Source organism: Actinospineispora acaciae DSM 45401, assembly GCF_000620785.1.
Classification (GTDB): domain Bacteria; phylum Actinomycetota; class Actinomycetes; order Mycobacteriales; family Pseudonocardiaceae; genus Pseudonocardia; species Pseudonocardia acaciae.
Window position 1 is genome coordinate 21,409 of the sequence record NZ_KK211186.1, and the last position, 20,649, is coordinate 42,057.

Here is a 20,649-nt window from a genome sequence, read left to right on the forward strand (position 1 = left end):
CATCACGCCAGCGGGGCGTAGAAGTAGCTCGTCCGCTCGACTATTCGCGAATGAGCCATAATATAGACGTCGGCGAACTCCACCTCGATGTGATCACCACTTTTCAGACGCCCGCTGAGCCGACCCCAACAGGCCGCGCGCCCGCCGTCGACCACGATGCCGGATATGGTGTGGTCTCCCGAGGAGATCAGTCGCCCGTGCTCGTAGAAGCGAGTGATGGACTCGATCCCGCGCATTTCCTCGAAACCGGGCCGCCGGTACACCGCATCCGGGGTGAACAGGTCGCCGAGCCGATCCCACTTGCCTGAGTCGATCGTGCTGAAAAGGTCGAGGATTGTGTCGGCGATGCTGGATGACGTCATGATCCCACCCGCCGGGTTCGGAAGAGCTCGATGCGCTCGCGGGCGCTGGCCGGGAGCGCCGAGGAGTCGGTGAGCACGGCCCCGTCGAGCGCGTGCCAGCACGTGCAGTCCGCCGGCTCGTCACAATCGACCGCGAGCTTGGCGATCACGCCCTGCGCGGCGTCGACGTTGCGCCTCATCACCTCCGCGACGGCGTCCGCGCTGACCGGCGCCTCCCCCACCCGCCAACAGTCGTAGTCCGTGATCAGCGCAAGGACGGCCAGGCACGCGTTCGCCTCCCTGGCGAGCACGGCCTCCGGCGCGGCGGTCATCCCGATCATGCTCAGCTGCCATCGGCGGTACAGGTTCGACTCCGCGCGCGTGGAGAAGGCCGGGCCGTCGATGCAGCAGTACGCGCCGCCGTCGTGCACCGCCCGCGCGCCACCGCCGGCGGCCACGAGGGCCGCGCGCAGCCGGGAGCACCACGGCTCGGCCGGCGACACATGGGCGACACAGCCGTCGTCGAAGAACGTCTTCGCCCGGGACCGGGTCAGATCGACGAGCTGGTCGGGCACGGCCAGCGTGCCGGGTCGCAGCTGCTCCACGAGGCTGCCCACCGCGCTGACGCTGACTATCTGCCGAATCCCGAGGACCCGCAGCGCGTAGATGTTGGCCCGGTAGGGCACCGCGGCCGGCGCGAGACGGTGGCGCGAGCCGTGCCTGGGCAGAAACGCGATGCGCCGACCGCCCATCGACCCGACGACGATCTCGTCGCTGGGAGCACCGAACGGCGTTTCGACAGAAATTCTTTCGACCTCGGCGAGGTGGCCGAGTCGATAGAGGCCGCTCCCTCCGATGACCGCAATATCCACCCGTTCGGACACCGCGGCAGAACCACCAATAGTCACGCCGGGAACCGTAGCAAGATGGCGGGTTAAAGGGTCTCCCTCGGACGGCCAGTTATCGACCCCCACCTTCGGTGTAGCGGCATGGTCGAAACGTGGTAGCCGAAATCTGGCGGACGGTGCCCTGCATTCGACCCTTCGAGGCATTAACGTCACCCGGTATGCTTTCCCTTGCGGAGAACGAACATCTCTTCACCTCGGAGTCGGTGACCGAAGGCCATCCGGACAAAATCGCGGACCAGATCTCCGACGCCGTCCTCGACGCCGCGCTGGCCGCCGACGCGGGCTCTCGCGTCGCCTGCGAGACCCTCATCACCACGGGGCTCGTGGTCGTGGCCGGGGAAATCACGACCGCGGCGCCCCTCGACATCACCGATGTGGTCCGCCGCACCGTCTGCGCGATCGGCTACGACAACGGCGACTACGGATTCGACGGCAACCACTGCGCGGTCATGGTCACGCTCGACAAGCAGTCCGCCGACATCGCGCAAGGCGTCGACCGCGCCGGCGCCGGCGACCAAGGAATGATGTTCGGATTCGCCACCCGGGAGACGCCCGAGCTGATGCCGCTGCCGATCGCGCTCGCCCATCGGCTCTCTCGCCGGCTCACGGCCGTGCGCAAGAACGGCACCTTGCCGTATCTGCGTCCAGACGGAAAGACCCAGGTGACAGTGCGATACCGCGACGGCGCCCCGGTCGCGGTGGAGAAGGTTCTCCTCTCCGCCCAGCACGCCGAGTGGGTGAGCACCGAGCAGATCCGCGACGACCTCTGGCATCACGTCGTCACCCGGGAGATCCCGGCCGAGCTGTACTCCGCCGAGGAGCTGGACGGGAGCTACTACGTCAACCCGACCGGCCGGTTCGTTGTCGGTGGCCCGGTCGGCGACGCGGGCCTGACCGGTCGCAAGATCATCGTCGACACCTACGGCGGGTACGCCCGCCACGGGGGCGGCGCGTTCTCCGGCAAGGACTCCTCCAAGGTCGACCGCTCGGCGGCCTACGCCGCGCGCTATGTCGCCAAGAACCTGGTCGCCGCCGGTCTCGCCGACACCGTCGAGATCCAGATCGCCTACGCCATCGGCATGGCCCGGCCGCTGTCCCTGCTGGTCGACACCTTCGGCACCGAACGGGTCCCGACCGCCACGATCCGCAAGCTCGTGGACGAGCACTTCGACCTGCGCCCCGCCGCGGTCCGCCACCACCTGCGGCTCGACCGGCCCATCTTCCGCAAGACCGCCGCCTACGGCCATTTCGGCCGCGACGACCCCGACTTCACCTGGGAGCACACCGACAAGGCCGACGCCCTGCGCCACGCGGCGGGCCTCGACGGGGACCCCCGATGACCGGGGGCGGCGGCGTGCGAGCCGATCTTCGCGCCGAGCTCAGGGACGGCCGGGGGATGCTGGCGACGTTCAGCCTGCTCGGCTGCGCGGAGGTCATCGAGCTGGTGGCGCTCGCCGGCTTCGACGCCGTGATCCTGGACATGGAGCACGGGCCGTTCGACCTGCAGCAGATGAGCCGCTGCCTGGTGGCGGCGCACCTGCGCGGCATGCCCGTGATCACGCGGGTGGCCAACGGCGACCCTTCGATGATCGGAAAGGTGCTCGATCTCGGGGCGGACGGGGTGTTGGCCCCGCACATCGGTTCGGCGGCCGAGGCGCGGGCGCTGGTCGCCGCCGCCCGGTTCGCCCCCGAGGGCGAGCGCGGGGCACACCCGTGGGTACGCGCCGCCGACTTCGACGGCGCCTCGGGCGGCAGTGCCGCCGGGTGGTTCGCGGACGCCAACTCCCGCGCGGCGGTCCTCGCGATGGTCGAGGGTGCCGACGCGCTGCACAACCTGGAGGAGATCGTGCACGTCACCGGGCTGGACGCGGTGTTCCTGGGCCCGGTGGATCTCGCGCAGGCCCTCGGCGTGCCCGGTCAGCCCGATCACGAGCTGGTGGTCTCCGCGCTCACCCGCGCGCGGGCGGTCGCCGCCGAGGCCGGGCTGGCCACCGCCGTGTTCGCGGCCAGCCCGGAGCGCGCCAGGTCGTGGCTCGACAAGGGCCTGGGGCTGGTGGCCTACGGCGTCGACAGCAAGCTGATCCTGGACGGCCTGCGGTCGGCACGGGACCGAGGCCGCCCGTGACGCGGGCTCGGTGCTACTGGGCGAGATAGCCGCCGTCGACCGGCACCACGGCGCCGGTCACGAACGACGCGGCGTCCGACGCCAGGAACCCGATGACCTCGGCCACCTCGTTCGCGGTGCCGAGCCTGCCCAGGGGGTGGGCCGCCGCCATGCTCTCCAGGTACTCCGGTCCGCCCGGCTCGTCCTTCAGCCGGGCGACCCGCTCGGTGAGGATCGTGCCCGGCGCGACCGCGTTGACCCGGATCCCGTACGGGGCGCACTCGACCGCGAGGTGCTTTGTCAGCCCCGTCGCCACGAACTTCGCCGGCCCGTACGCGGCCTGCCTGCGCTGGCCAGCCAGCCCGGAGATCGACGACACGCACACGATCGCGCCGGCGCCGGCCGGGATCATGTGTGAGAGCGCGTACTTGCAGGTCAGGAACATGCCGCGACCGTCGACCGCCATCACCTCGTCCCACGCCCCCGGCGAGGTCTCCAACACGTCGCCCAGCGGGATGATCCCGGCGTTGGCGACCAGGACGTCGACGGCGCCGAACTCCCGCGCCGCGGTCTCGATCATCCTTCGGGCATCCGCCGGGTCGGACACGTCACCGTGGACGATGCGGATCGCGCCGGCGGCCGAGCTCAGTCCCGCCTCGAGATCGGCCAGTCCGTCGGAGTTGACGTCCGTGGCAACCACCCGCGCGCCCCGGGCGGCGAACAGGCACGCCGTGGCGCGCCCGATGCCGCTGGCCGCGCCGGTGACGACGACAGTGCGCGCGGTGGACGATGCACTCACCGGCCCTCCTCACACGAAGTGCGTGGTCAGCATGGGCTGGCCGGTGCACTCGATCTGCAGGCAGTCACCCTTGGCCACCGGGAACGCCCTGCCCAGGGAGCCCGACAGCACCAGCTGGCCCGGCTCCAGCGCGACCCCGTGGCTGGTCAGCTTGTTCGCCAGCCAGGCGACCGCCCGCGCGGGCCCGCCCAGCGCCGCCGATCCGGTCGCCTCCACCACGGCGCGCCCGTTCAACCGGACGATCATGCCGACGGTCCGCAGGTTCATCGTCCGCAGCCGAGGGTCCCACCGCCCGTGCGCGAGCCCGCCGTAGGAGGCGTTGTCCGCGATGGTGTCGAACAGCGAGATCTTCCAGTCCTTGATCCGGCTGTCGACGACCTCCACCGCCGCCGCGACCGCGTCCGTCGCCGCCAGCACCTGCTGCGCCGTGACGTGCGGCCCCACCAGCCCGCGGCCGAGCAGGAAGGCGAGCTCGCCCTCCACCCTCGGCTGGATGAAGGTCGACACCGGCATCTCCGCGACGCCACGGCGGGCCTCGAACACCCGCGAGGTCAGGACGCTGCCGTAGTCCGGCTCGTCCACCCCCATCTGCTCCTGCATCGCGAGGCTGGTCAGACCGATCTTGTGGCCCACCACGCGGTCGCCGCCGGCCACGCGCTGGCCGGTCCACCTGGCCTGTACCGCGTACGCGAGATCCGGGTCCGCCGGTTCGGCGAGGCCGTTCAGCGGGTCGATGGGGTGCCCGTCCTCCCAGGCCCTGCCCAGGTCGGCGGCCAGCCGGTCGACGAGCGCCGAATCGTGTCCGATCGTCACTGTCCCACCCCCACTACCAGCGCGGTGTCGAGCGGTCCTCGGATCTCGACGACGCCGGGCCGCACCGGGGCGGACCCGCCGGGTTCCACCGGAGCCGGGAGCACCAGGTGACCCGCCGGGAGCCCGCCTTCGGCGGCGGCCAGCGCGGCGAGGTCGGCGCACAGCCGCTCGCCGCCGACGATCGTCGCGTCCAGCGGCGCCCCCGCCCCGACGCGCAGGCTCACCGGCACCGGCCCGTCGTGGTCGATCATGTGGTCGTCCAGGACGACGCCGCCGTTCGCGGCCGTGGCGGAGTGGAAGGCCGCGGCGAGGAACACGCCTCCGATCGCCGCCCTGACCTCCCGCGCCTCGGCGCCAGGGGGAACAGGGTCCCGCAGCACCACGGCGCATCGCGCCGACACCCGGTCGAACCGGGCCGCCGTAACCTCCTGGGCGATCACGTCCTCGGCACGCAACGGCGACGCACCACCGTCCAGCACGTGCCCGATGACGTCGTCGTCCCAGCCGTCCCAGTCATCCCGGTGCCCGCCCATCAGGTCGGGGGAACGGCTTGGGCGAGGACGAGGACACAGCCCGGCATGGGGCTGCGGTCGACCTTGCGGACGGCGAAGTGGTTGGCCTCCAGGATCGTGGTCCACTCCGACGCCGGGATCAGGTACTGCCCCATCATCGCGTGCACGTAGCTGAACTCCGGCGTGAACAGCTCGTGTCCGTCCCCGGTCCGCGCCGGCGGCTCGACCTCGGCGATGAGCAGGTGCGCGCCCGCGCCGAGCTGGTGAGCCATGTTCCGGAGGTACCGGCCCAGCACGTCGCGCCCCTCGGCGAGGATCTCGTGCAGCAGGAACATGGTCACCACCAGGTCGACGGTCCCGATGCCCTCGACCGCGCCGAGGTCACCGGCGTCACCGACGACGACCCGCACGCGGTCGGCCAGGTCGGCCTCCGCCACTAGCTTCTCGGCCTCGGCACACGCCGCCGGGCTGATGTCGACCCCCAGCCCGGTGCAGCCGAGCCGCTCGCACAGCCGGGTCAGGAACCTGGCGTTCCCGCAGCCGAGGTCGAGAACGTGGGAGGCGCCCACGCCCTGGATCAGCTCCATGACCGCCGGCACGACGTCGGTGCGCCCGAGCATCGCCGCGCCGTTGGCCACCCACTTCCCGTCCCGGATGTAGTCCTGACCGTACGGGCGGCCGGCGCCGACGAAGTCCGCCACGTGACACAGCGGAACCCCGTAACCGCCGACCAGCCACACGAGGTAGCCCTTGTCGCGGCAGATCTCCCGGCCGCGCTCGGTCAACACGAACCGCTCCGCATGCTGTTCGGCGAGCCCGCGATCCCGCAGGTAGCGAAGGCTGCCCAGCAGCATCGCGGGGGTGCTCTTCGGGTCACCGCTCGCGAGCGAGGCGGCGTCCAGGCCCTCCGCCTCCAGGGCCGAGAGCTGACCCGCCATCTCCAGCCCGGCGATCACCGAACCGATGGCGAACCCCTCGACCAGGCCGAAGGCGGGACGGGTGGTACTGGTGGTGGTAGGTGCGGCCACAGCTGCCTCCTCGATCGTGACCGGATGGATGGTCGTTGCGCCTCGACATCAACCAGAGCTGATCAGGTGCGCGCGCACCGGCATCCCGCGCTCGATGTTGTGCAGGCTCGCCAGGTTCCCCTGGTTCAGGCCGAATGCCAGCTGGCCTCGGCTGCTCACGTAGGCCAGTGGCTCGTGCAGCCCGACCTGGCCGAACGTGTCGCACAAGGGGAACTTGTAGCTTTGCTTGGCGATCTCCGTGACCACCACGGCGCCGGACTCCGGCACGTCCCCGAGCAGGTCGATGGTGATATTGGTCCACACGTTGCCGTACGCGCTGTCGATGCGAATGATCTCGCCTTCCGCCGCGCCGTTGCGCACCGAGGGCTCCGACAGGTCCAGCAGCGTGAGGCTGTCCAGGTCGCGCGCCGGGCCGACCTGCTCCACCGGGTAGCCGGCGGCGAGGTGGGCGGCGGCCGCGGCGACGACATCCCGGCCGTACCAGGTCGGAGTCGGGGGGAAGGACATGACGGACTTCTCCGTCACGTCGTAGGCCGCCAGCGGCGCGACCGAGCGAATTGCGCAGGTCGCAAGGCCGTTGTCGGGTACGACGAGCGTTTGGCCCTTCTCATTCCGGATCGCGACCGTCGGAACACCCGAGCCCGTCTCGGGATAGACGTAGGCGCTAATGATGGTCTCGGGCGGATACCATATCGGGATTTCCTTGAGATAGTACGCGCCTTCGACTACATCGAACGGCCTGACGTCGTGCGAGATGTCGATAATCGTACAGTCAGGGCAGATCGACATCATGAGGCCCTTACAGATGGCGGCCGCGTCGTCACGACTTCCGACATCGCTGAGAAAGGCTATCATCTTACGCGTCATCAAGAAATTCCCGTCCCTCGACCGAGCCGAGCCAAGAACGTACGAATTACCGGCTCTATGATCCCGCGAGTCATGCGGCGACGGCCATACATCGATACGGAACAGGATCTGCGACTTAGGTCGTAGCCAAGTCATCCGTTTCTACTGATGTCGAACGCGTTTCGGTGCGCGCGAGGAACCTGTCTATCAAGTGCCGTCCGTCACCGCTCGCGTGGGCGCCGCGATCGTTACTCGGCGGGCCGCTCGATGAAGAGCCCTCGTGTGTGGTCTTTGACCACCGCGCCGGCCGGCAGCACTCGGCCGCTCATGGCGATGTACACCCCGGTCGGCAGGGTCTGCACGGCGGCGATCGCCAGTCCGAGGTTGAACGCGGCGTCGGTGTCGGACATGCGGGCGGGTTGGATCGCGCCGGTGAGCACGACGACCTTGCCCGTGACGCCGCGCAGGTGCTCGGCCGTCGTGGTCAGCGAGTCCGTGCCGTGGGTGATCACGACGTGTTCGGCGTCGGCCGCCTGGACACGGCGTCGGATGAGGTCGCGGTCGGCGTCGTCGAGGTCGCGGCTGTCCTTGCGGCATACGCTTTCGACCGTCACGTCGAGCACGGTCCGTGCTCGCTCGAGGATGGGGGTCGCCATGGGTGGCCCGACTTCGATCTCGCCCCGCAGTGAGTACTCGGCGTCGATCGTTCCGCCGGTGGCGAGTACGAGGATGCGCATCAGACACCACCGGCCGCGACGACGGCTCGGGCATCGATGACTGCGCCGCCGTCGCCGGTCGCGCGGACCACGAGCGGGTTGATCTCCAAGGCCTCCACCCCGTTCGCCGCCGCGTCGCACAGCAGGCGCGAGAAGTTGCTGATGGTGGCGGTCAACCATGCGATGTCGGCCCGGTGGCCGCGTCTGTTCGCGAGCAGGGCCGGCCAGGCTTTGAGCCGCGTCAGCATGTCCAGCGCACCCTCCTCGGACACGGGCGCCAGGCGCACCGCGGTGTCGGCCACGTACTCGCTCCATATTCCGCCAAGGCCCGCGACCAGCACCGGGCCGAACGTGCTGGTGTGCCCGCCGAGGAACATCTCCCACTCGCCTTCGATCATCTCCTGGGCGTAGAGCAGCGGGGCCGCGCCGTCAGGTCCGGCGATGCGCATCAGCCGCTTCGCCTCGGCGCGGAGCGTGGCAAGGTCGTTGATACCCAGCGCCACCGCGTCGTCGTCGGTCTTGTGCACGATGTCGAGGCGTTTGAGCGCCACGGGCCATCGCAGGTCCGGCTCGCCAAGGTCGCCATCGGTCGTGTTCAGCTCACAGCCACGCGCGACGTCCAGACCGTAGCCGCGCAGCATGGGCGCGAGCTCGTCGTGCCGGAGAACCGCCTGGGTGTGTGGGACGAGCATGAACTCCCGTGCTGGCGACGGGCACGGCGGACCGCTCAGGCGACGGCGCCGGGTCTGCGCCCACCGCACCACGGCGTTCACCGCCATGACGGCCCTGGCCACCCCCTGCAGGACCGTCACGCCGGCGGCCGACATCTGGTCCTGCGTCGCCAGGTCCGGTGTGTAGGGCATCCGCGAGAAGAGGTGGACGGGAACGTTGGCGGACGCCAGCCGCGAGAGCCGCGCGGCGTCGAACCGGTACGGCCGCTCGCCGCCGACGCGCGGCAGTTCCCCTTCCAGGAGGAGTACGTCGGTGTTCTCGTCGGCGGCCAGCAGCTCGCTGAGGTCGTAGAAGGTCGTCGCGCTGCTCGCCGCCGGCCAGCTGCTGTCGAGCGGGTTCTTCACCGGCGCCCAGTCGCCGATGTGCTCGCCCAGCGCGTCGCGGGTGGTGGCCGAAAGGTCGGCGAACCGCATGTCCGCGCCGACCTCGCCGACGAGGTCGGCGGCGTGGTTGCACACCGCCCCGGAGATCGCATGCACGGCGACGCGGTTGCCGTCCGGGCGCCGAGGGTTGCCGAAAGCCACCAGCGCTTCGAGGAGGTCGTCCATCGAGGCGAAGGTGCTGATGCCGGTGCTCGCGGCCACCGCTTCCATGTCCCGTGCGGGCGGCGCCAGCCGGCCGGTGTGGGTCTGGATTCCCGCACTTCCCGTGGGGGTGCGGCCCGAACACACGGCGAGCACCGGCTTCCCGGCGACCAGTGCGGCCTCGGCGGCCCGCGCGAACCGGACGCCGTCGCCTGGTGACTCCAGGTACTGCAGCACGATGATGTCGGTCCCCGGATCCTGGACGAACGCCTCCAGATACTGGGCGGTCGTCACGCCGAGCTCGTTGCCGCTCGACACCGCGTACCGGCAGCCGATGCCGCGAGCGCGCACGGCTCGGATCCACGGGGCCAGGGATCCTCCGCTGTGCGAGATCGTCGAGACCCGCCCCGGCAGCAGATCGCGGCGGATCGGGAGCGTGTACCCCACCATCTTCGATGCGGTGGACACCACACCCATGCAGTTGGGACCGCAGAGCCGCAGCGTGCCGTCCCGGACCGCCGCCGCCACCGCCGGGTCGCAGTCGTCCAGGGTGAGCGGCTCCCGGCCGGAGGCATAGAGGGTGACGGCCCGGCTGCCCGAGGCCAGGGCGTCGGCCAGCACCCCGGGTGCCGACGAGGCCGGGGCGACGCACAGTACGTGCTCGGCGGGCTCCGCGAGGTCGTGCAGGGAGGGGACGCAGGCCAGGCCGTCCACCTCCCGACGCCGGGGGTTGACCAGGGAGACCCGGCCCCGGTAGTCGACCAGGTTGTCCCGCAGCACCGCGAAGTACCCCGATGTCGGCGACGCGCCGACGATGGCGATCGAGGCCGGGTCGAACAGTGGCGCGAGCGCGCCGGGCAGGATGTCCATGGTCGGCTCAGCCCCTCGGGTAGGGGTCGTGGACCGGCTTGTACGTCTTGCCGTCGACGAACGACGACAGTCCCGTCGAGTAGCCGTTGGACGGGTCCAGGGCTTTGAGCTGCGTGAACTTTGCGCCGAGGTAGTCGAGGGACTGGTCGTTGTCCATTCCGCGCATCACCATCCGACAGGCTTGCTTCGATGCCCGCAGCACGTGCTGGTTCTTGCGCATCAGCATCGTGGCGAGGCGTTCGACCTCGGCACGCAGCTCCGCCGCTGGAACCGCGCGGTTGACCAGCCCGACCTGCGCGGCGCGGGCGCCGTCCAGCTCTTCCGCGGTGAGGATGTAGTAGAGGCTGTCGCGGTAGCCCATGGCCTCGACGACCGCCTTGGTCACCATGCCGCCGGGGATGATCCCCCAGTTCACCTCGGAGAGGCTGAAGCGGGCCTGCTCCGCCGCGATGGCGAAGTCACAGGCGACGAGGTGGGTGAAGGCACCGCCGACGCACCACCCGTCCACCATCGCGATGGTGATCTTGGGGAAGGTGGACAACCGGTCCCAGCGCCATTTGCAGTACCGCTGTTCCATGAGGTAGCGCTGATCCGGCTTGTCCTCCAGCTCGCGGAAGAACTGCTTGAGATCCTGTCCCGAGGAGAAGTTGCCCTCCGCTCCCGCGATGACCACCACGTCGATCTCGTCGTCGATCTCCAGTTCGTCGAGTGCGTGGTACATCTCCATGTGCAGTTGGGGGCTCATGGCATTGCGCTTCTCCGGCCGGTTCAGATAGACCCACGCGATCCGATCGCCGGCCCGTTCGATTCGGATCGTCGAGTATGCCGAGTATGCCGACGCCTCACTCAATTCGTGCTCCCATCGCTTGGGTCCTGTCGATCGGACGGCCACGCCCGGACGTTCACCGATTTGAGCCGGGTGTAGCTGACCAGTTCCTCCACCGATTCCTCGTGCCCTACTCCGGATGCCTTGTACCCGCCGAACGGCACGCCCGGGAAATGCGTGGCGGCGTCGTTGACCCACACGTATCCGGCGTCGAGCCGGTGCGCGAGCGCGAGCCCGCGCCCGAGGTGGTTGGTCCACACGGCGGCGGTCAGGCCGTATCGCACGTCGTTGGCGACCCGGACGACCTCCCGCTCCTCGGTCCAGCGCATGACGGACAGCACCGGGCCGAACACCTCTTCCCGAGCGATCGTCATGTCGGGCGTGACGCCGTCGAACACCGTCGGAGCGAGATACAGCCCGCGCTCGTAGGCCTCCCCCGCCGGTTTCGCCCCACCCGTCACGAGCCGGGCGCCTTCCCGGGCCGCGAGGTCGATGTGGTGCAGCGACTTGCGGTACTGAGCCTCGGTCGCCAACGTCCCCATCTGCGTCTCCGGCGACAACGGCGAGCCGATCCTGATCGCCGCGACGCGCTCCACGATGGCGGCCACGACGTCGTCGGCCACGGACTCGTGCACCAGCAGGCGGCTGGTCGAACTGCACGACTGGCTCTGCCACCCGGTGAAGTTCATTCCCTTGACCGCGCCGGCCGCCGCGGCGGCGATGTCCACGTCGGGGCAGACGATCATGGCGTTCTTGCCGCCGAGCTCGAGGGTGACGTGCTTGACCGCGACCTCGGCGGCGGCCCGCTGGATCGCCCGGCCCGTCGGTTCGCTGCCGATGAACCCGATCCGTGGCACGGCCGGGTGGCGCACCAGCGCGGCGGGCACCGGGCCGCCGTTGCCGACCACGACACTCAACAACCCCTTCGGCAGGTGATCGGCGAGCAGTTCTCCCATGCGCAGCGCGGACAGGCACGAGTGCTCCGACGGCTTCAGGATGACCGCGTTCCCGGCGACCAGCGGCGCGGCGATCTTCTGCGCCGCGAACATGATCGGATGGTTGAACGCGGTGATGCGGGCGACCACTCCGTAGGGGGCGCGCGTGGTGTAGTGCAGGTGCGTGTTCGTCGCCGGCAATGTCTCACCGGCCAGCCGGAACGCCATCTCGGACAGCAGCTCGATACCGATCGCGCCCTGCTCGACGTCCCCGAGCATCGCGCTGTAGGCGTTGCCGACGTCCAGGGCGTCCAGGGCGGCGAGCTCGCGCCGGTGGCGCCGCAGCACGCCGGCCAGCGCCCGCACCGTTGCGGCGCGTTCTCGGACGGGCAACCTCGCCCAGTCGTGCGCCGCCGCGCTCGCCGCCGACACCGCCCGCTCGACGTCGGCCTCCCCACCGTCGGGCAGGGCGCAGACGGCCCGCAGGTCGATGGGGCTGATGCACGCGAAGGTCCGGCCGCTCGCGGCGGGAACCAGCTCGCCCCCGATCAGCATCCGCCAGTCGTGGCCGGCCACCCACGACACGTCCGGCGCGCTCACGCGACCCCCAGGACGACATGCGCGATCACCGTGGCGAAGAGGAACGAGCTGGCGATGGAGACCAGTCCGACCGGGACCACCCGCCATCCCACTCCCCTGAGCAGCGCCCAGTCCTTGCCGAGGCCGAGGCCCGCGATCGCGAGGCTGACGACGCCGATCGTCGAGAGGGACACCTGGCCGACGAACGCGTTGAGCACGCCGGACAGCGGCGAGACCGGGCTGGCGAGCAGGCACCCGATGCTGGCGACCAGGATCATCGTCGAGATGCGCGCGACCCGGTGCAGGTACGACGCCACGATCACCACGGCGGTCAGCACCAGCAGCCCGACCAGGGCGTTGCGCATGGCGTCCGGCTTCGCGCCGGACATCGCGGTCGCCAGCGCGAGCGGCACGAGCAGCAGCGGGTAGAGCAGCCACCGCGACGGCGCCGGCCCGTCGGGCTCGACGGACGCGGCCGCCGTGGCCGCGATGGCCGGCGGGGCATCGTCGCGTCGCCGACGGCCAGCCAGGAGCGAGTAGAACCGGTGCGCGAGCGGCAGCGCGAGGTACTTGCTGACGTAGATCCCGAACACCGCCGTCGCGAGGCTGCTCACCGAGCCCAGGGTGAGAACCTGCTCCCGCACCGCCGGATACTGATCGGCGATCGCCGTGGCGGCGGCGATCATCATCGATGCGGAGCCGACACCGGTCCCCATCGCGAGGGCGAGTGGGTCGAAGATGTCGTAACCGGCCAGGAACGACGCGAGGACGCTCATGAACAGCGCCCCGAAGACGGTACCGAAGACATACATCGCAAGGACGCCGTTGTATTCCGGCGAGCTGGCGCCATACCGTTCCGTCACCATGGAGAACGACGTCTCCCGGTCGATGGAGAAGCACGCTCCGATCGCCGGTCGGCCCATTCCCAGAATGACCGCGAGGGGCAGCGAGAGCACCAGCGTGCCGAAGAGGTGACCGAGCTCCTGGGTCAGCATCGCGGGACCCGCACGCACCAGCTCGGGCAGGTTCGCCCCGGCGAGGAACCCGACCTTGGCGATCAGGATGAGGACACTGGCCTCCATGAAGTATCCGGCGAACCGTTGCATGCGCAGGGGGAATGCGCGGATCTTCTGGATGCTGACGAGGCCACCCATGAGAATGGCCCAGATGACCGGGGAGAGGACGACGCTCCCGATACCGATGTTCAGCGTGACCGAGCCGATGAGCTGCGCGATGCCGGTGAGGGCGACGCAGACGAGCGCGAGCGGCAGGTAGACCCGCCATCCGATGCCGGAGCGTGTGCGGAGCGCCTTCTCCTCCGCGCTCACGCGTCGGCCCGCCGCGCCTGCTCCGCGAGCAGCTCCCGCCTCAGCCGCGCGTCGCCGGCGGCCGCCGACGCGGTCCAGGCCAGCGCGAGCGCGCCGTCGACCACCGCGTCGTCCGCGGCCGGGCTGATCGCGTCCCTGGCGAACTCGGGCGAGTGTGACGCGCCTCGGCTCCCGCGTATCCCGATCATGGGATGGATGGACGGCACGAGCTGGGACACGTTGCCCATGTCGGTGGAGCCTCGGGTGCCCTGGTCGTCGGTGCTGGCCGTCCGCCCGGTGCGCGCGACGGCCCGCGCGTAGAGCGCCCCGAGGCGGGCGTCCTGCTTCAACGGGGCGCAGTCCGGCTCGGTCCGCTCCAGCGTGAGGGTCGCCCCGGTGGCCAGCGCGCCCGCCCGGAAGCACGCCGTGATCCTCTCGGTGAGACGCTCGCATTCGTCGGTGGTGAATGCCCGGACCTCGCACTCGACGACGGCGCGGTCGGGAATGACGTTGGTGACCCGCCCGGCTTCCCGCACGAACAGCCCGATGCGGCTGGCGTCGGCGACCTGCTGGCGAAGCAGCCCGATGGCCACCTGCGCGATCACCGCGGCGTCGGCGGCGTTGACCCCGGCCTGCGGCGCCGCGGCGGCGTGAGCGGCCCGCCCGGCGTAGGTGGCGGCGAACCGGTGCACCGCCTGGGTCCGGAACGCGTCCGGGTGGACGTCGTTGCGGCTGGGGTGGACCATCATGGCCACCGTCACGTCGTCGAAGACGCCGCCCTCGACCAGACGGATCTTCCCGTGCCCATGCTCCTCGGCAGGGGTGCCGATGAGCTTGACGCGAACTCCGAGCCGGTCGGCAACGGCACGGAGACCGAGCGCCGCGCCCACCGCGCTGGCCGCGATCATGTTGTGTCCGCAGGCGTGGCCGATCGCGGGCAATGCGTCGTATTCCGCGCACAACCCCACCGTCATGTCGCCGTCACCGAAAGTGGCGGTGAGAGCCGTCGGAAGACCCGCGATCCCGACCCGTACATCGAAATCCGCGCGTTCGGCGGCCTCGGCCACCGCCGAAACGGCCCGGTGTTCGGCAAAGGCGAGTTCGGGATGCTCATGGATGTAGTGGCTCAACCGGACCAGTTGCGGACGCGCGCCGGTGATGACATCCCGGATCTCGTCGTCGACGGCATCCCACCGCGACGCCTTCGGATGTGCCCCGTCGATCATTCACGACCTCCTCGTCCGGCAACCGCGTCAAGGATCCGTGATTGACGGAATTTCGACCGAAGATGCAGGATCTGTTCATGCCGTCACCGTCGACGCAGGAATCGGCCCAGCTGTCCGAGCTCGACCTGTGCATCGTCAACGCCCTGCAGGTCGTCCCGAGGGCGCCGTGGAGCCTCATCGGCGAGACCCTGGACATCGATCCCGTCACCGTGGCGCGCAGGTGGGAGTCCCTGCACCGGCGAGGCGCCGCCTGGGTGTCGGCCCGACCGTTGGAGGTGCCGGCCCGCAGCGTCGCGCTGGTCGAGATCGAGTGCCGATCCGGACACGGCACCCGGGTGGCGGACGAGCTCGCGCGCGATCCGCACGTGCGCACGATCGACATCACGGCGGGCGGGCGCGACCTGGTGGTCACGGTGACCAGTCCCGACGTGGACGGGTTGACCTGGTACCTGCTGGACGGGTTCGCGTCGCTCCCGTCCGTGTCCCGGGTACGCAGCCAGCTGCTGGTGGATGCCTACACCGACGCGCGCCCGTGGCGGCTGCGCTCGTTGTCCCCCGACCAGCTGCGGATCCTCGACGAGCACGACGAGCGCGGTGCGGTCCCCACTCCGCGCCACCACCCGACCGACTGGGCTATCGCCGCCGCGTTGTCCTCCGACGGCCGGCTACCGGTCGCCACCCTCGCGCAACGAACCGGGGTGAGCCTCAGCACCGCCCGCCGGCGGCTCGGCAACCTGCTGCGGAGCCGGCGGATCCGGCTGCGCTGCGAGCTGGCGAGATGCCTCTCGGGCTGGCCCGTGCTGGCCTGGTTCTTCGCGCGGGTTCCCTCCGAGCACGTCGACCGGACCGGGCGCGCCCTCGCCCGGCTCCCCGAGGCGCGGCTGGTGGCCTCCACCGTCGGGCCGTACAACATGATGTTCTCGGTATGGCTGCGCTCGGTCCGACAGGTGCAGGACCTGGAGGCTCGGATCGTGCGCGAGCACCCGCACGTCGGCATCGTCGACCGCAGCGTCGTCATCCACCAGTACAAGCTGGCCGGGCGCCTCCTGGACCGGGCCGGCCTGTCGGTCGGGGTGGTACCGCTGCCCACGTCCCAGCGGGTGTGACGCCGTCGTCCTCGGTCACACCAGGCGTCGCAGCGCGTCCGCCGCCTTGAGGCCGGACCCGGTGAGCACGAGGACGGTCTCCTCGTCCGGGTCGAGGAGCCCACGCGCCACGAACCGCCCCACGGCCGCGGCCGCCACCGCGCTGGTCGGCTCGACGTACAGGCCCAGCCCGGCCAGGTGGTGCGTGGCGGAGCGGATCTGCTCCTCGGTCACCGTCTGGACCTCACCTCGGCTGTCCCTGATCGCCGCGAGAACCTCGGGCCCCCGCACCGGTGCCGTGATGCTGGTGCCCTCCGCGATGGTCGGTGTCCATTCGTCGCACGCCACCACGTCGGCCGCGCCGGCCCGGAACGCCGCCGCGATCGGCGCGCAGTTTTCCGGCTGGGCGACGAGCAGCCTGGGCATCCTGGCGATCTGACCGGCGCGCAGCAGCTCACCGAAGCCGATGCCGCAGCCCAGGACCAGGCTGCCGGCACCGGCCGGAACAACGACGTTGGCCGGCGCCCGGAAGCCGAGGTCCTCCCAGATCTCGTACGCCAGCAGCTTGACCCCCTGCAGGAACATCGGGTGCCAGTTGTGGCTGGCGTAGAAGATGCCGGCGGATCGGCGCAGCGCCTCCCGCGCGGTCTGCTCGCGCGAACCGGGAACCAGCTCGACCGCCGCCCCGTGCATCCGGCTCTGCAGGGTCTTGTTCTGCGACGTCGAGCCCGGGGCGAGGATCGTGGCCCGCACCCCGCAGGCGGCCGCGTACGCCGCGACCGAGGCCCCGCCGTTGCCGGAGCTGTCCTCGAGAACGGCGTCGACGCCCTGCCCGGCCAGCATCGACATCATGACGCTGACACCGCGGTCCTTGAAGCTCGCCGTCGGGTTGAACCATTCGAGCTTCGCCTTGAGCCCGACCCCTCCGACCCTCGCCTCGACCAGCGGAGTGTGGCCCTCGCCGAGTGACACCTCGCGCCCGATCCCCGCCGGCAGCGCCGCGCGGTAGCGCCAGTGCGACCGGCTGCCGGCATCGACCTCGTCCGGCGTCATCGCCGCCGTGGGCGTCACCATCAGCGGCCCGCCGTCGTCGCCGCGCCACCTGGGCACGTCGAGGGGATAGCGGGTGCCGGTCCGGTCGACGAGCTCCGCCGCGCCGGACGGTTCGTCACGTGATCGCATCTGGGGAGGCCTCCCGATCGAGGTCCGCGAGCACCGTTCGGCAGGCGTCACTCCACGCCAGCGACCGCAGGGTGAACCGATGCAGGCCGTGCTCCCGCGTGTAGCCGATCGCGCCGTGCACCTGGTGGGACGCCTGAAAGATCCGCGCGATGCATGCCGGCCCGGCGACGCCCGCGTGAGCGGTCCCGCCGACATCCACGCCGCGCGCCGACACGGCCCCCGCGAGCAACGCCTTCACCAGCAGCAGCTCCTCCACACACACGCACAGATGATCCTGGACCCGCTGGAATGCCGAGATGGCGCGGCCGAACTGCCGTCGCACGGACGCGTAGGACAGCGCCATCTCGGTCGCCACCGACGCGGCGCCGAACGCCTGCGCCAGGTACCCGAGCGCCAACGTCGCGCGCACCCGCGCCACGTCGTCGGAGGAGAGCCGGGACGGCTCGGCGCCATTCGCCGAGATCAGTTGGTGTACCGCCGTCATCGGCTCGCCGGCGTTGTCCAGCACCTCGGGCTCGACCGTGGGTGCGACCTTGACCGGCACGGCGAACCAGTCGCAACCGCGCCGGTACACGGCCACACTCCGGTCGGCCCCGCGCACCCACCGACCGGTCCATTCGCCAAACAGCACCTTCGCCCGCACCGACGCCGAGACCGACGAGCACGGGAGCAGCACCGAGGCCCCGCGTTGTTGGACCGGTTCGCCGATCGACGCCAACAGCCGGTTCGCGACCTGCGTCTCCAGCAGCGGAAACGATGCACCGGACCGGCCGATGGCCACCGCGACGGCCACGAGATCGTCGACGCCGCCACCGGACCCGCCGTGCCGTTCCGGGACGCCCACCGTGGTGAGCCCGGACTCGACCAACCGGTCCCAGCACCTGACCGAGTCCGAGTTCGTCGCGCTGTAGGTCACGCCCGTGCCCCCCAGCGCACCGGCCACGGCGTCCTCGATCTCATCCACTGAGGAGCCCCTTCATGATCACCGAGCGGAGCACCTCGTTGGTGCCGCCGCGCAACGTGAAGCTCGGGGACAGCCGCACCGCGTCCCGGTACAGCGTCGCCACCCGGGAATGCGGCGGCGCCGAGGACGCGATGGCGGCGATGGCGGACACGGAGTGCTGCTCCAGCCTCGTACCGAGGTCCTTGACCAGGCTGGCAGCAAGGGACGGCGGTTCACCTCGGTCGATCTGACGGGCCACCGAGTACGCCAGCATCCGAAGCCCGTGTATCCGAGCGAGGACCTCACGGACCGGGCCGCCGGTGGCAGGGTGTTTCAGGGCCTCCTGAAGGAGAACGAACGTGCTGAGGAAGCGCTCGGGCCCGCTGCGTTCGTACGCGAGCTCCGCGGCCATCTGCGCCCAACCCTCCCCGACGCGGCCAACCACATCGCCGTCGAGGAGCCTCACGTCGGAGAACAGGACCTCGTTGAAGTGGTGCCGGCCGTCCAACTGCCGGATCGGGCGAACCCGCACGCCAGGCGAGTCGAGCGGCACGATGAACTGGCTCAGCCCGTCGTGCCTGGCCTCCGTACGCGGCGACGTCCGGCACAGGACGACCAGGAAGTCGCAGCGGTGCGCATGGCTCGACCAGACCTTGGCGCCGTTCAGGACCCATGCCCCGTCCCGCCGCTCGGCGCTGGTCCGCACGGCGGCGAGATCGGATCCGGCGTCCGGCTCGGACAGACCCAGCGCGAAATAGCAGCCGCCACCGGCGATCGCGGGCACGAACCTCGCCTGCTGCTCCGGCGAACCGTGCCGCAGCAGGGACGGGCCGACCTGACGATCGCCAACCCAGTGCGCCGCGAGCGGAGCGCCGGCGGCGACCAACTCCTCGGTCACGACCAGCCTCTCCACCGCCGAGCGCCCGCCTCCGCCGAGGGCCGCCGGCATGGTCATACCCACCCAGCCCCGGTCCGCCACCCGCCGGCTGAACGCGGGATCGAACCCGACGTGCCAGTTGTCACACCGCGGCTCGAACGTCCCGAGCCGCCGCTGCTCCGCGAGGAAGTCGCGGACCTCCGCGCGGAGGTCCTCGAAGCCCTCGGGCAGTGACGCCACGTCATCCAGCAGACGACCCAACCCCGTCCCGCGCAACGACGCTCTCCCATCAAGTCACCGCCGACTCAGCCGACCGGTCTCGGATCCGCCCGTTCAGATATCCGCCCACAGCGCGGGCCGCTGCCCTCGCATACGCCTCCTGGAGCGGACCGTCCAGGTGACATTATCTGACCTATGTCAGGTACTCAAGTAATACTCTTAGCTAACGTATCCGCCCGGTTGGACGGCGCCCTCGACCTGGACAACGTGCGGATCTCAGCGCGCAAAGGCGCAGGGCTCCGCCACGCCTAGGGGCCGGGAACCCTCCCGACACACCTTGCTTGGATCGCCCTCCGCGATAGCATGATCACGTCACACAGGGGAGATCTGGTGGACCAGAACCACGGACTGCTCACGAACCTCGCGGGCGGCCTGCTGATCGCGGTACTGATCAGCGGCATGTTCCTGCTCTTCCTCTGGGTGGTCCGTGCCCTGACCCCCGGCCGCCGCGGGTCTCGCCTCAGGATCCCCGCCTGGATCTGGCTGCTCGCCCCACTCCTGGCGGCGATCGGCACGATGGGCACAAGCTCAAAGTTCAGCGCGGACCACCCCGGAGCGTACGTCGTCGACGGCTGCCTGCTCCTGTTCCTCATCATGGCCGTCGCCCTCACCGTCCGGGCCATCATCCGCGCCGTGCGAGACGCCCGCCGCTTGCCCCCACAGGCCCCCCGCGTGCCCATCAACGAGGACTAACCGGCACTGCCCATTGCCCGAGCAGGAGTGGCTCTCCGGCCCGCTGGCACTTCGCCGTCCCACCGGAGCGCTCGTGAGCGGGTGAGCCCGGCGAGCTCGGGGGCGTGGCGGGGTTAAGGGCAGTGCGGCCGGTAGGGCAGTTCCGGTGAGACGTATTTCTCCCATTTCTCACGGGTCAAGGTGTTGGCGGTCGCGGCGCAGATGCGCTGCGCCGACCGGTCGCTGTCCATGTCCCACAGCCGCACCGTGCCGTTGGCGTCAGCGGTGGCCAGGGTGCGCCCGTCGGGGGTGAACGCCACCGAGTAGACGCTGTCGGTGTGGCCGGTGAGGGGTTGGTCGACTGGGATGGGGTGGGTCGGATCGGTGGTGTTCCACAGCCGCACCGTCTGGTCGGCTCCGGCGGTGGCCAGGGTGCGCCCATCCGAGGTGATCGCCACCCCCCGAATGTTGGCGGTGTGGCCGGTGAGGGGTTGGCCGAGCAAGGTGGGGTGGGACGGATCGCTGGTGTTCCACAGCCGCACCGT

21 protein-coding genes are annotated in these 20,649 nt (G+C 70.5%); 4 read left to right on the top strand and 17 right to left on the bottom strand.

The window, feature by feature from the left end; all coding sequences use genetic code 11:
• Positions 1–2: 2 nt before the first annotated feature.
• Both N912_RS0148380 and mtnP read right to left on the bottom strand, forming a co-directional pair.
• Positions 3–362, bottom strand: a complete 360-nt coding sequence (locus tag N912_RS0148380; protein WP_051581832.1) for a nuclear transport factor 2 family protein — start codon at positions 360–362, stop codon at positions 3–5.
• Positions 359–1,213 (bottom strand): S-methyl-5'-thioadenosine phosphorylase, encoded by an 855-nt coding sequence (gene mtnP, locus N912_RS0148385; protein WP_211261669.1) that lies wholly within the window; start codon positions 1,211–1,213, stop codon positions 359–361. Before mtnP ends, N912_RS0148380 begins: the two co-directional genes overlap by 4 nt.
• 194 nt (positions 1,214–1,407) lie before the next feature.
• Here mtnP and metK point away from each other — a divergent pair, with 194 nt between their 5' ends.
• Both metK and N912_RS59785 read left to right on the top strand, forming a co-directional pair.
• A complete protein-coding gene (gene metK / locus N912_RS0148390) occupies positions 1,408–2,589 on the top strand; it encodes a methionine adenosyltransferase (protein ID WP_028928043.1) in 1,182 nt (393 codons plus the stop codon).
• Entirely contained in the window at positions 2,586–3,374 is a 789-nt protein-coding gene (locus N912_RS59785; RefSeq protein ID WP_051581833.1) for an HpcH/HpaI aldolase family protein, read from the top strand. Before metK ends, N912_RS59785 begins: the two co-directional genes overlap by 4 nt.
• Before the next feature lie 13 nt (positions 3,375–3,387).
• On the opposite strand, the gene N912_RS0148400 is transcribed toward N912_RS59785, so the two are convergent.
• From N912_RS0148400 to N912_RS59800, 11 genes are all read right to left on the bottom strand, one after another.
• A complete protein-coding gene (locus N912_RS0148400) occupies positions 3,388–4,152 on the bottom strand; it encodes an SDR family NAD(P)-dependent oxidoreductase (RefSeq protein WP_028928044.1) in 765 nt (254 codons plus the stop codon).
• 9 nt (positions 4,153–4,161) lie between these two features.
• A complete protein-coding gene (locus N912_RS0148405; protein WP_051581834.1) occupies positions 4,162–4,965 on the bottom strand; it encodes a 2-keto-4-pentenoate hydratase in 804 nt (267 codons plus the stop codon).
• Positions 4,962–5,498: a hypothetical protein gene (locus N912_RS64420; RefSeq protein WP_028928046.1), complete on the bottom strand. Its 537-nt coding sequence runs from the start codon at positions 5,496–5,498 to the stop codon at positions 4,962–4,964. Before N912_RS64420 ends, N912_RS0148405 begins: the two co-directional genes overlap by 4 nt.
• Positions 5,498–6,505, bottom strand: a complete 1,008-nt coding sequence (locus N912_RS0148415; RefSeq protein ID WP_028928047.1) for an SAM-dependent methyltransferase — start codon at positions 6,503–6,505, stop codon at positions 5,498–5,500. Before N912_RS0148415 ends, N912_RS64420 begins: the two co-directional genes overlap by 1 nt.
• Positions 6,506–6,553: 48 nt before the next feature.
• Positions 6,554–7,372: an SAM hydrolase/SAM-dependent halogenase family protein gene (locus N912_RS59790; protein ID WP_051581835.1), complete on the bottom strand. Its 819-nt coding sequence runs from the start codon at positions 7,370–7,372 to the stop codon at positions 6,554–6,556.
• A gap of 227 nt (positions 7,373–7,599) precedes the next feature.
• Positions 7,600–8,088: an asparaginase domain-containing protein gene (locus N912_RS0148425; protein ID WP_028928048.1), complete on the bottom strand. Its 489-nt coding sequence runs from the start codon at positions 8,086–8,088 to the stop codon at positions 7,600–7,602.
• On the bottom strand, positions 8,088–10,193 hold the full coding sequence (locus N912_RS0148430; RefSeq protein WP_028928049.1) for an acetate--CoA ligase family protein: 2,106 nt from the start codon (positions 10,191–10,193) through the stop codon (positions 8,088–8,090). The genes N912_RS0148425 and N912_RS0148430 overlap by 1 nt, the downstream gene beginning before the upstream one ends.
• Positions 10,194–10,200: 7 nt before the next feature.
• The gene (locus N912_RS0148435) at positions 10,201–11,085 is read right to left on the bottom strand and encodes a p-hydroxycinnamoyl CoA hydratase/lyase (protein WP_211261670.1); all 885 of its coding nucleotides are present in this window, start codon (positions 11,083–11,085) and stop codon (positions 10,201–10,203) included.
• Positions 11,040–12,554 carry an aldehyde dehydrogenase family protein gene (locus N912_RS59795; RefSeq protein WP_051581836.1) on the bottom strand — a complete coding sequence of 505 codons (1,515 nt, stop codon included), beginning with the start codon at positions 12,552–12,554 and terminating at the stop codon, positions 11,040–11,042. Before N912_RS59795 ends, N912_RS0148435 begins: the two co-directional genes overlap by 46 nt.
• On the bottom strand, positions 12,551–13,861 hold the full coding sequence (locus N912_RS0148445) for a DUF3100 domain-containing protein (RefSeq protein ID WP_028928051.1): 1,311 nt from the start codon (positions 13,859–13,861) through the stop codon (positions 12,551–12,553). Before N912_RS0148445 ends, N912_RS59795 begins: the two co-directional genes overlap by 4 nt.
• Entirely contained in the window at positions 13,858–15,066 is a 1,209-nt protein-coding gene (locus tag N912_RS59800) for an amidohydrolase (RefSeq protein ID WP_064745607.1), read from the bottom strand. Before N912_RS59800 ends, N912_RS0148445 begins: the two co-directional genes overlap by 4 nt.
• Before the next feature lie 77 nt (positions 15,067–15,143).
• Here N912_RS59800 and N912_RS0148455 point away from each other — a divergent pair, with 77 nt between their 5' ends.
• Positions 15,144–16,172, top strand: a complete 1,029-nt coding sequence (locus N912_RS0148455) for an Lrp/AsnC family transcriptional regulator (RefSeq protein ID WP_028928052.1) — start codon at positions 15,144–15,146, stop codon at positions 16,170–16,172.
• A gap of 15 nt (positions 16,173–16,187) precedes the next feature.
• On the opposite strand, the gene N912_RS59805 is transcribed toward N912_RS0148455, so the two are convergent.
• The 3 genes from N912_RS59805 to N912_RS0148470 are packed head-to-tail and all read right to left on the bottom strand — an operon-like array spanning position 16,188 to position 19,393.
• Positions 16,188–17,333: a threonine synthase gene (locus N912_RS59805; RefSeq protein WP_037070468.1), complete on the bottom strand. Its 1,146-nt coding sequence runs from the start codon at positions 17,331–17,333 to the stop codon at positions 16,188–16,190.
• Entirely contained in the window at positions 17,320–18,297 is a 978-nt protein-coding gene (locus N912_RS0148465) for an acyl-CoA dehydrogenase family protein (RefSeq protein ID WP_028928053.1), read from the bottom strand. The genes N912_RS59805 and N912_RS0148465 overlap by 14 nt, the downstream gene beginning before the upstream one ends.
• Positions 18,290–19,393 (bottom strand): acyl-CoA dehydrogenase family protein, encoded by a 1,104-nt coding sequence (locus tag N912_RS0148470; protein ID WP_245645970.1) that lies wholly within the window; start codon positions 19,391–19,393, stop codon positions 18,290–18,292. Before N912_RS0148470 ends, N912_RS0148465 begins: the two co-directional genes overlap by 8 nt.
• Before the next feature lie 369 nt (positions 19,394–19,762).
• Between N912_RS0148470 and N912_RS0148475 the strand changes: the two genes are divergently transcribed.
• Positions 19,763–20,125 (top strand): hypothetical protein, encoded by a 363-nt coding sequence (locus N912_RS0148475; RefSeq protein WP_028928055.1) that lies wholly within the window; start codon positions 19,763–19,765, stop codon positions 20,123–20,125.
• A gap of 113 nt (positions 20,126–20,238) precedes the next feature.
• Here N912_RS0148475 and N912_RS59810 read toward each other — a convergent pair.
• A partial coding sequence (locus N912_RS59810; RefSeq protein ID WP_037070470.1) for a WD40 repeat domain-containing protein occupies positions 20,239–20,649 on the bottom strand: 411 nt, incomplete at its 5' end.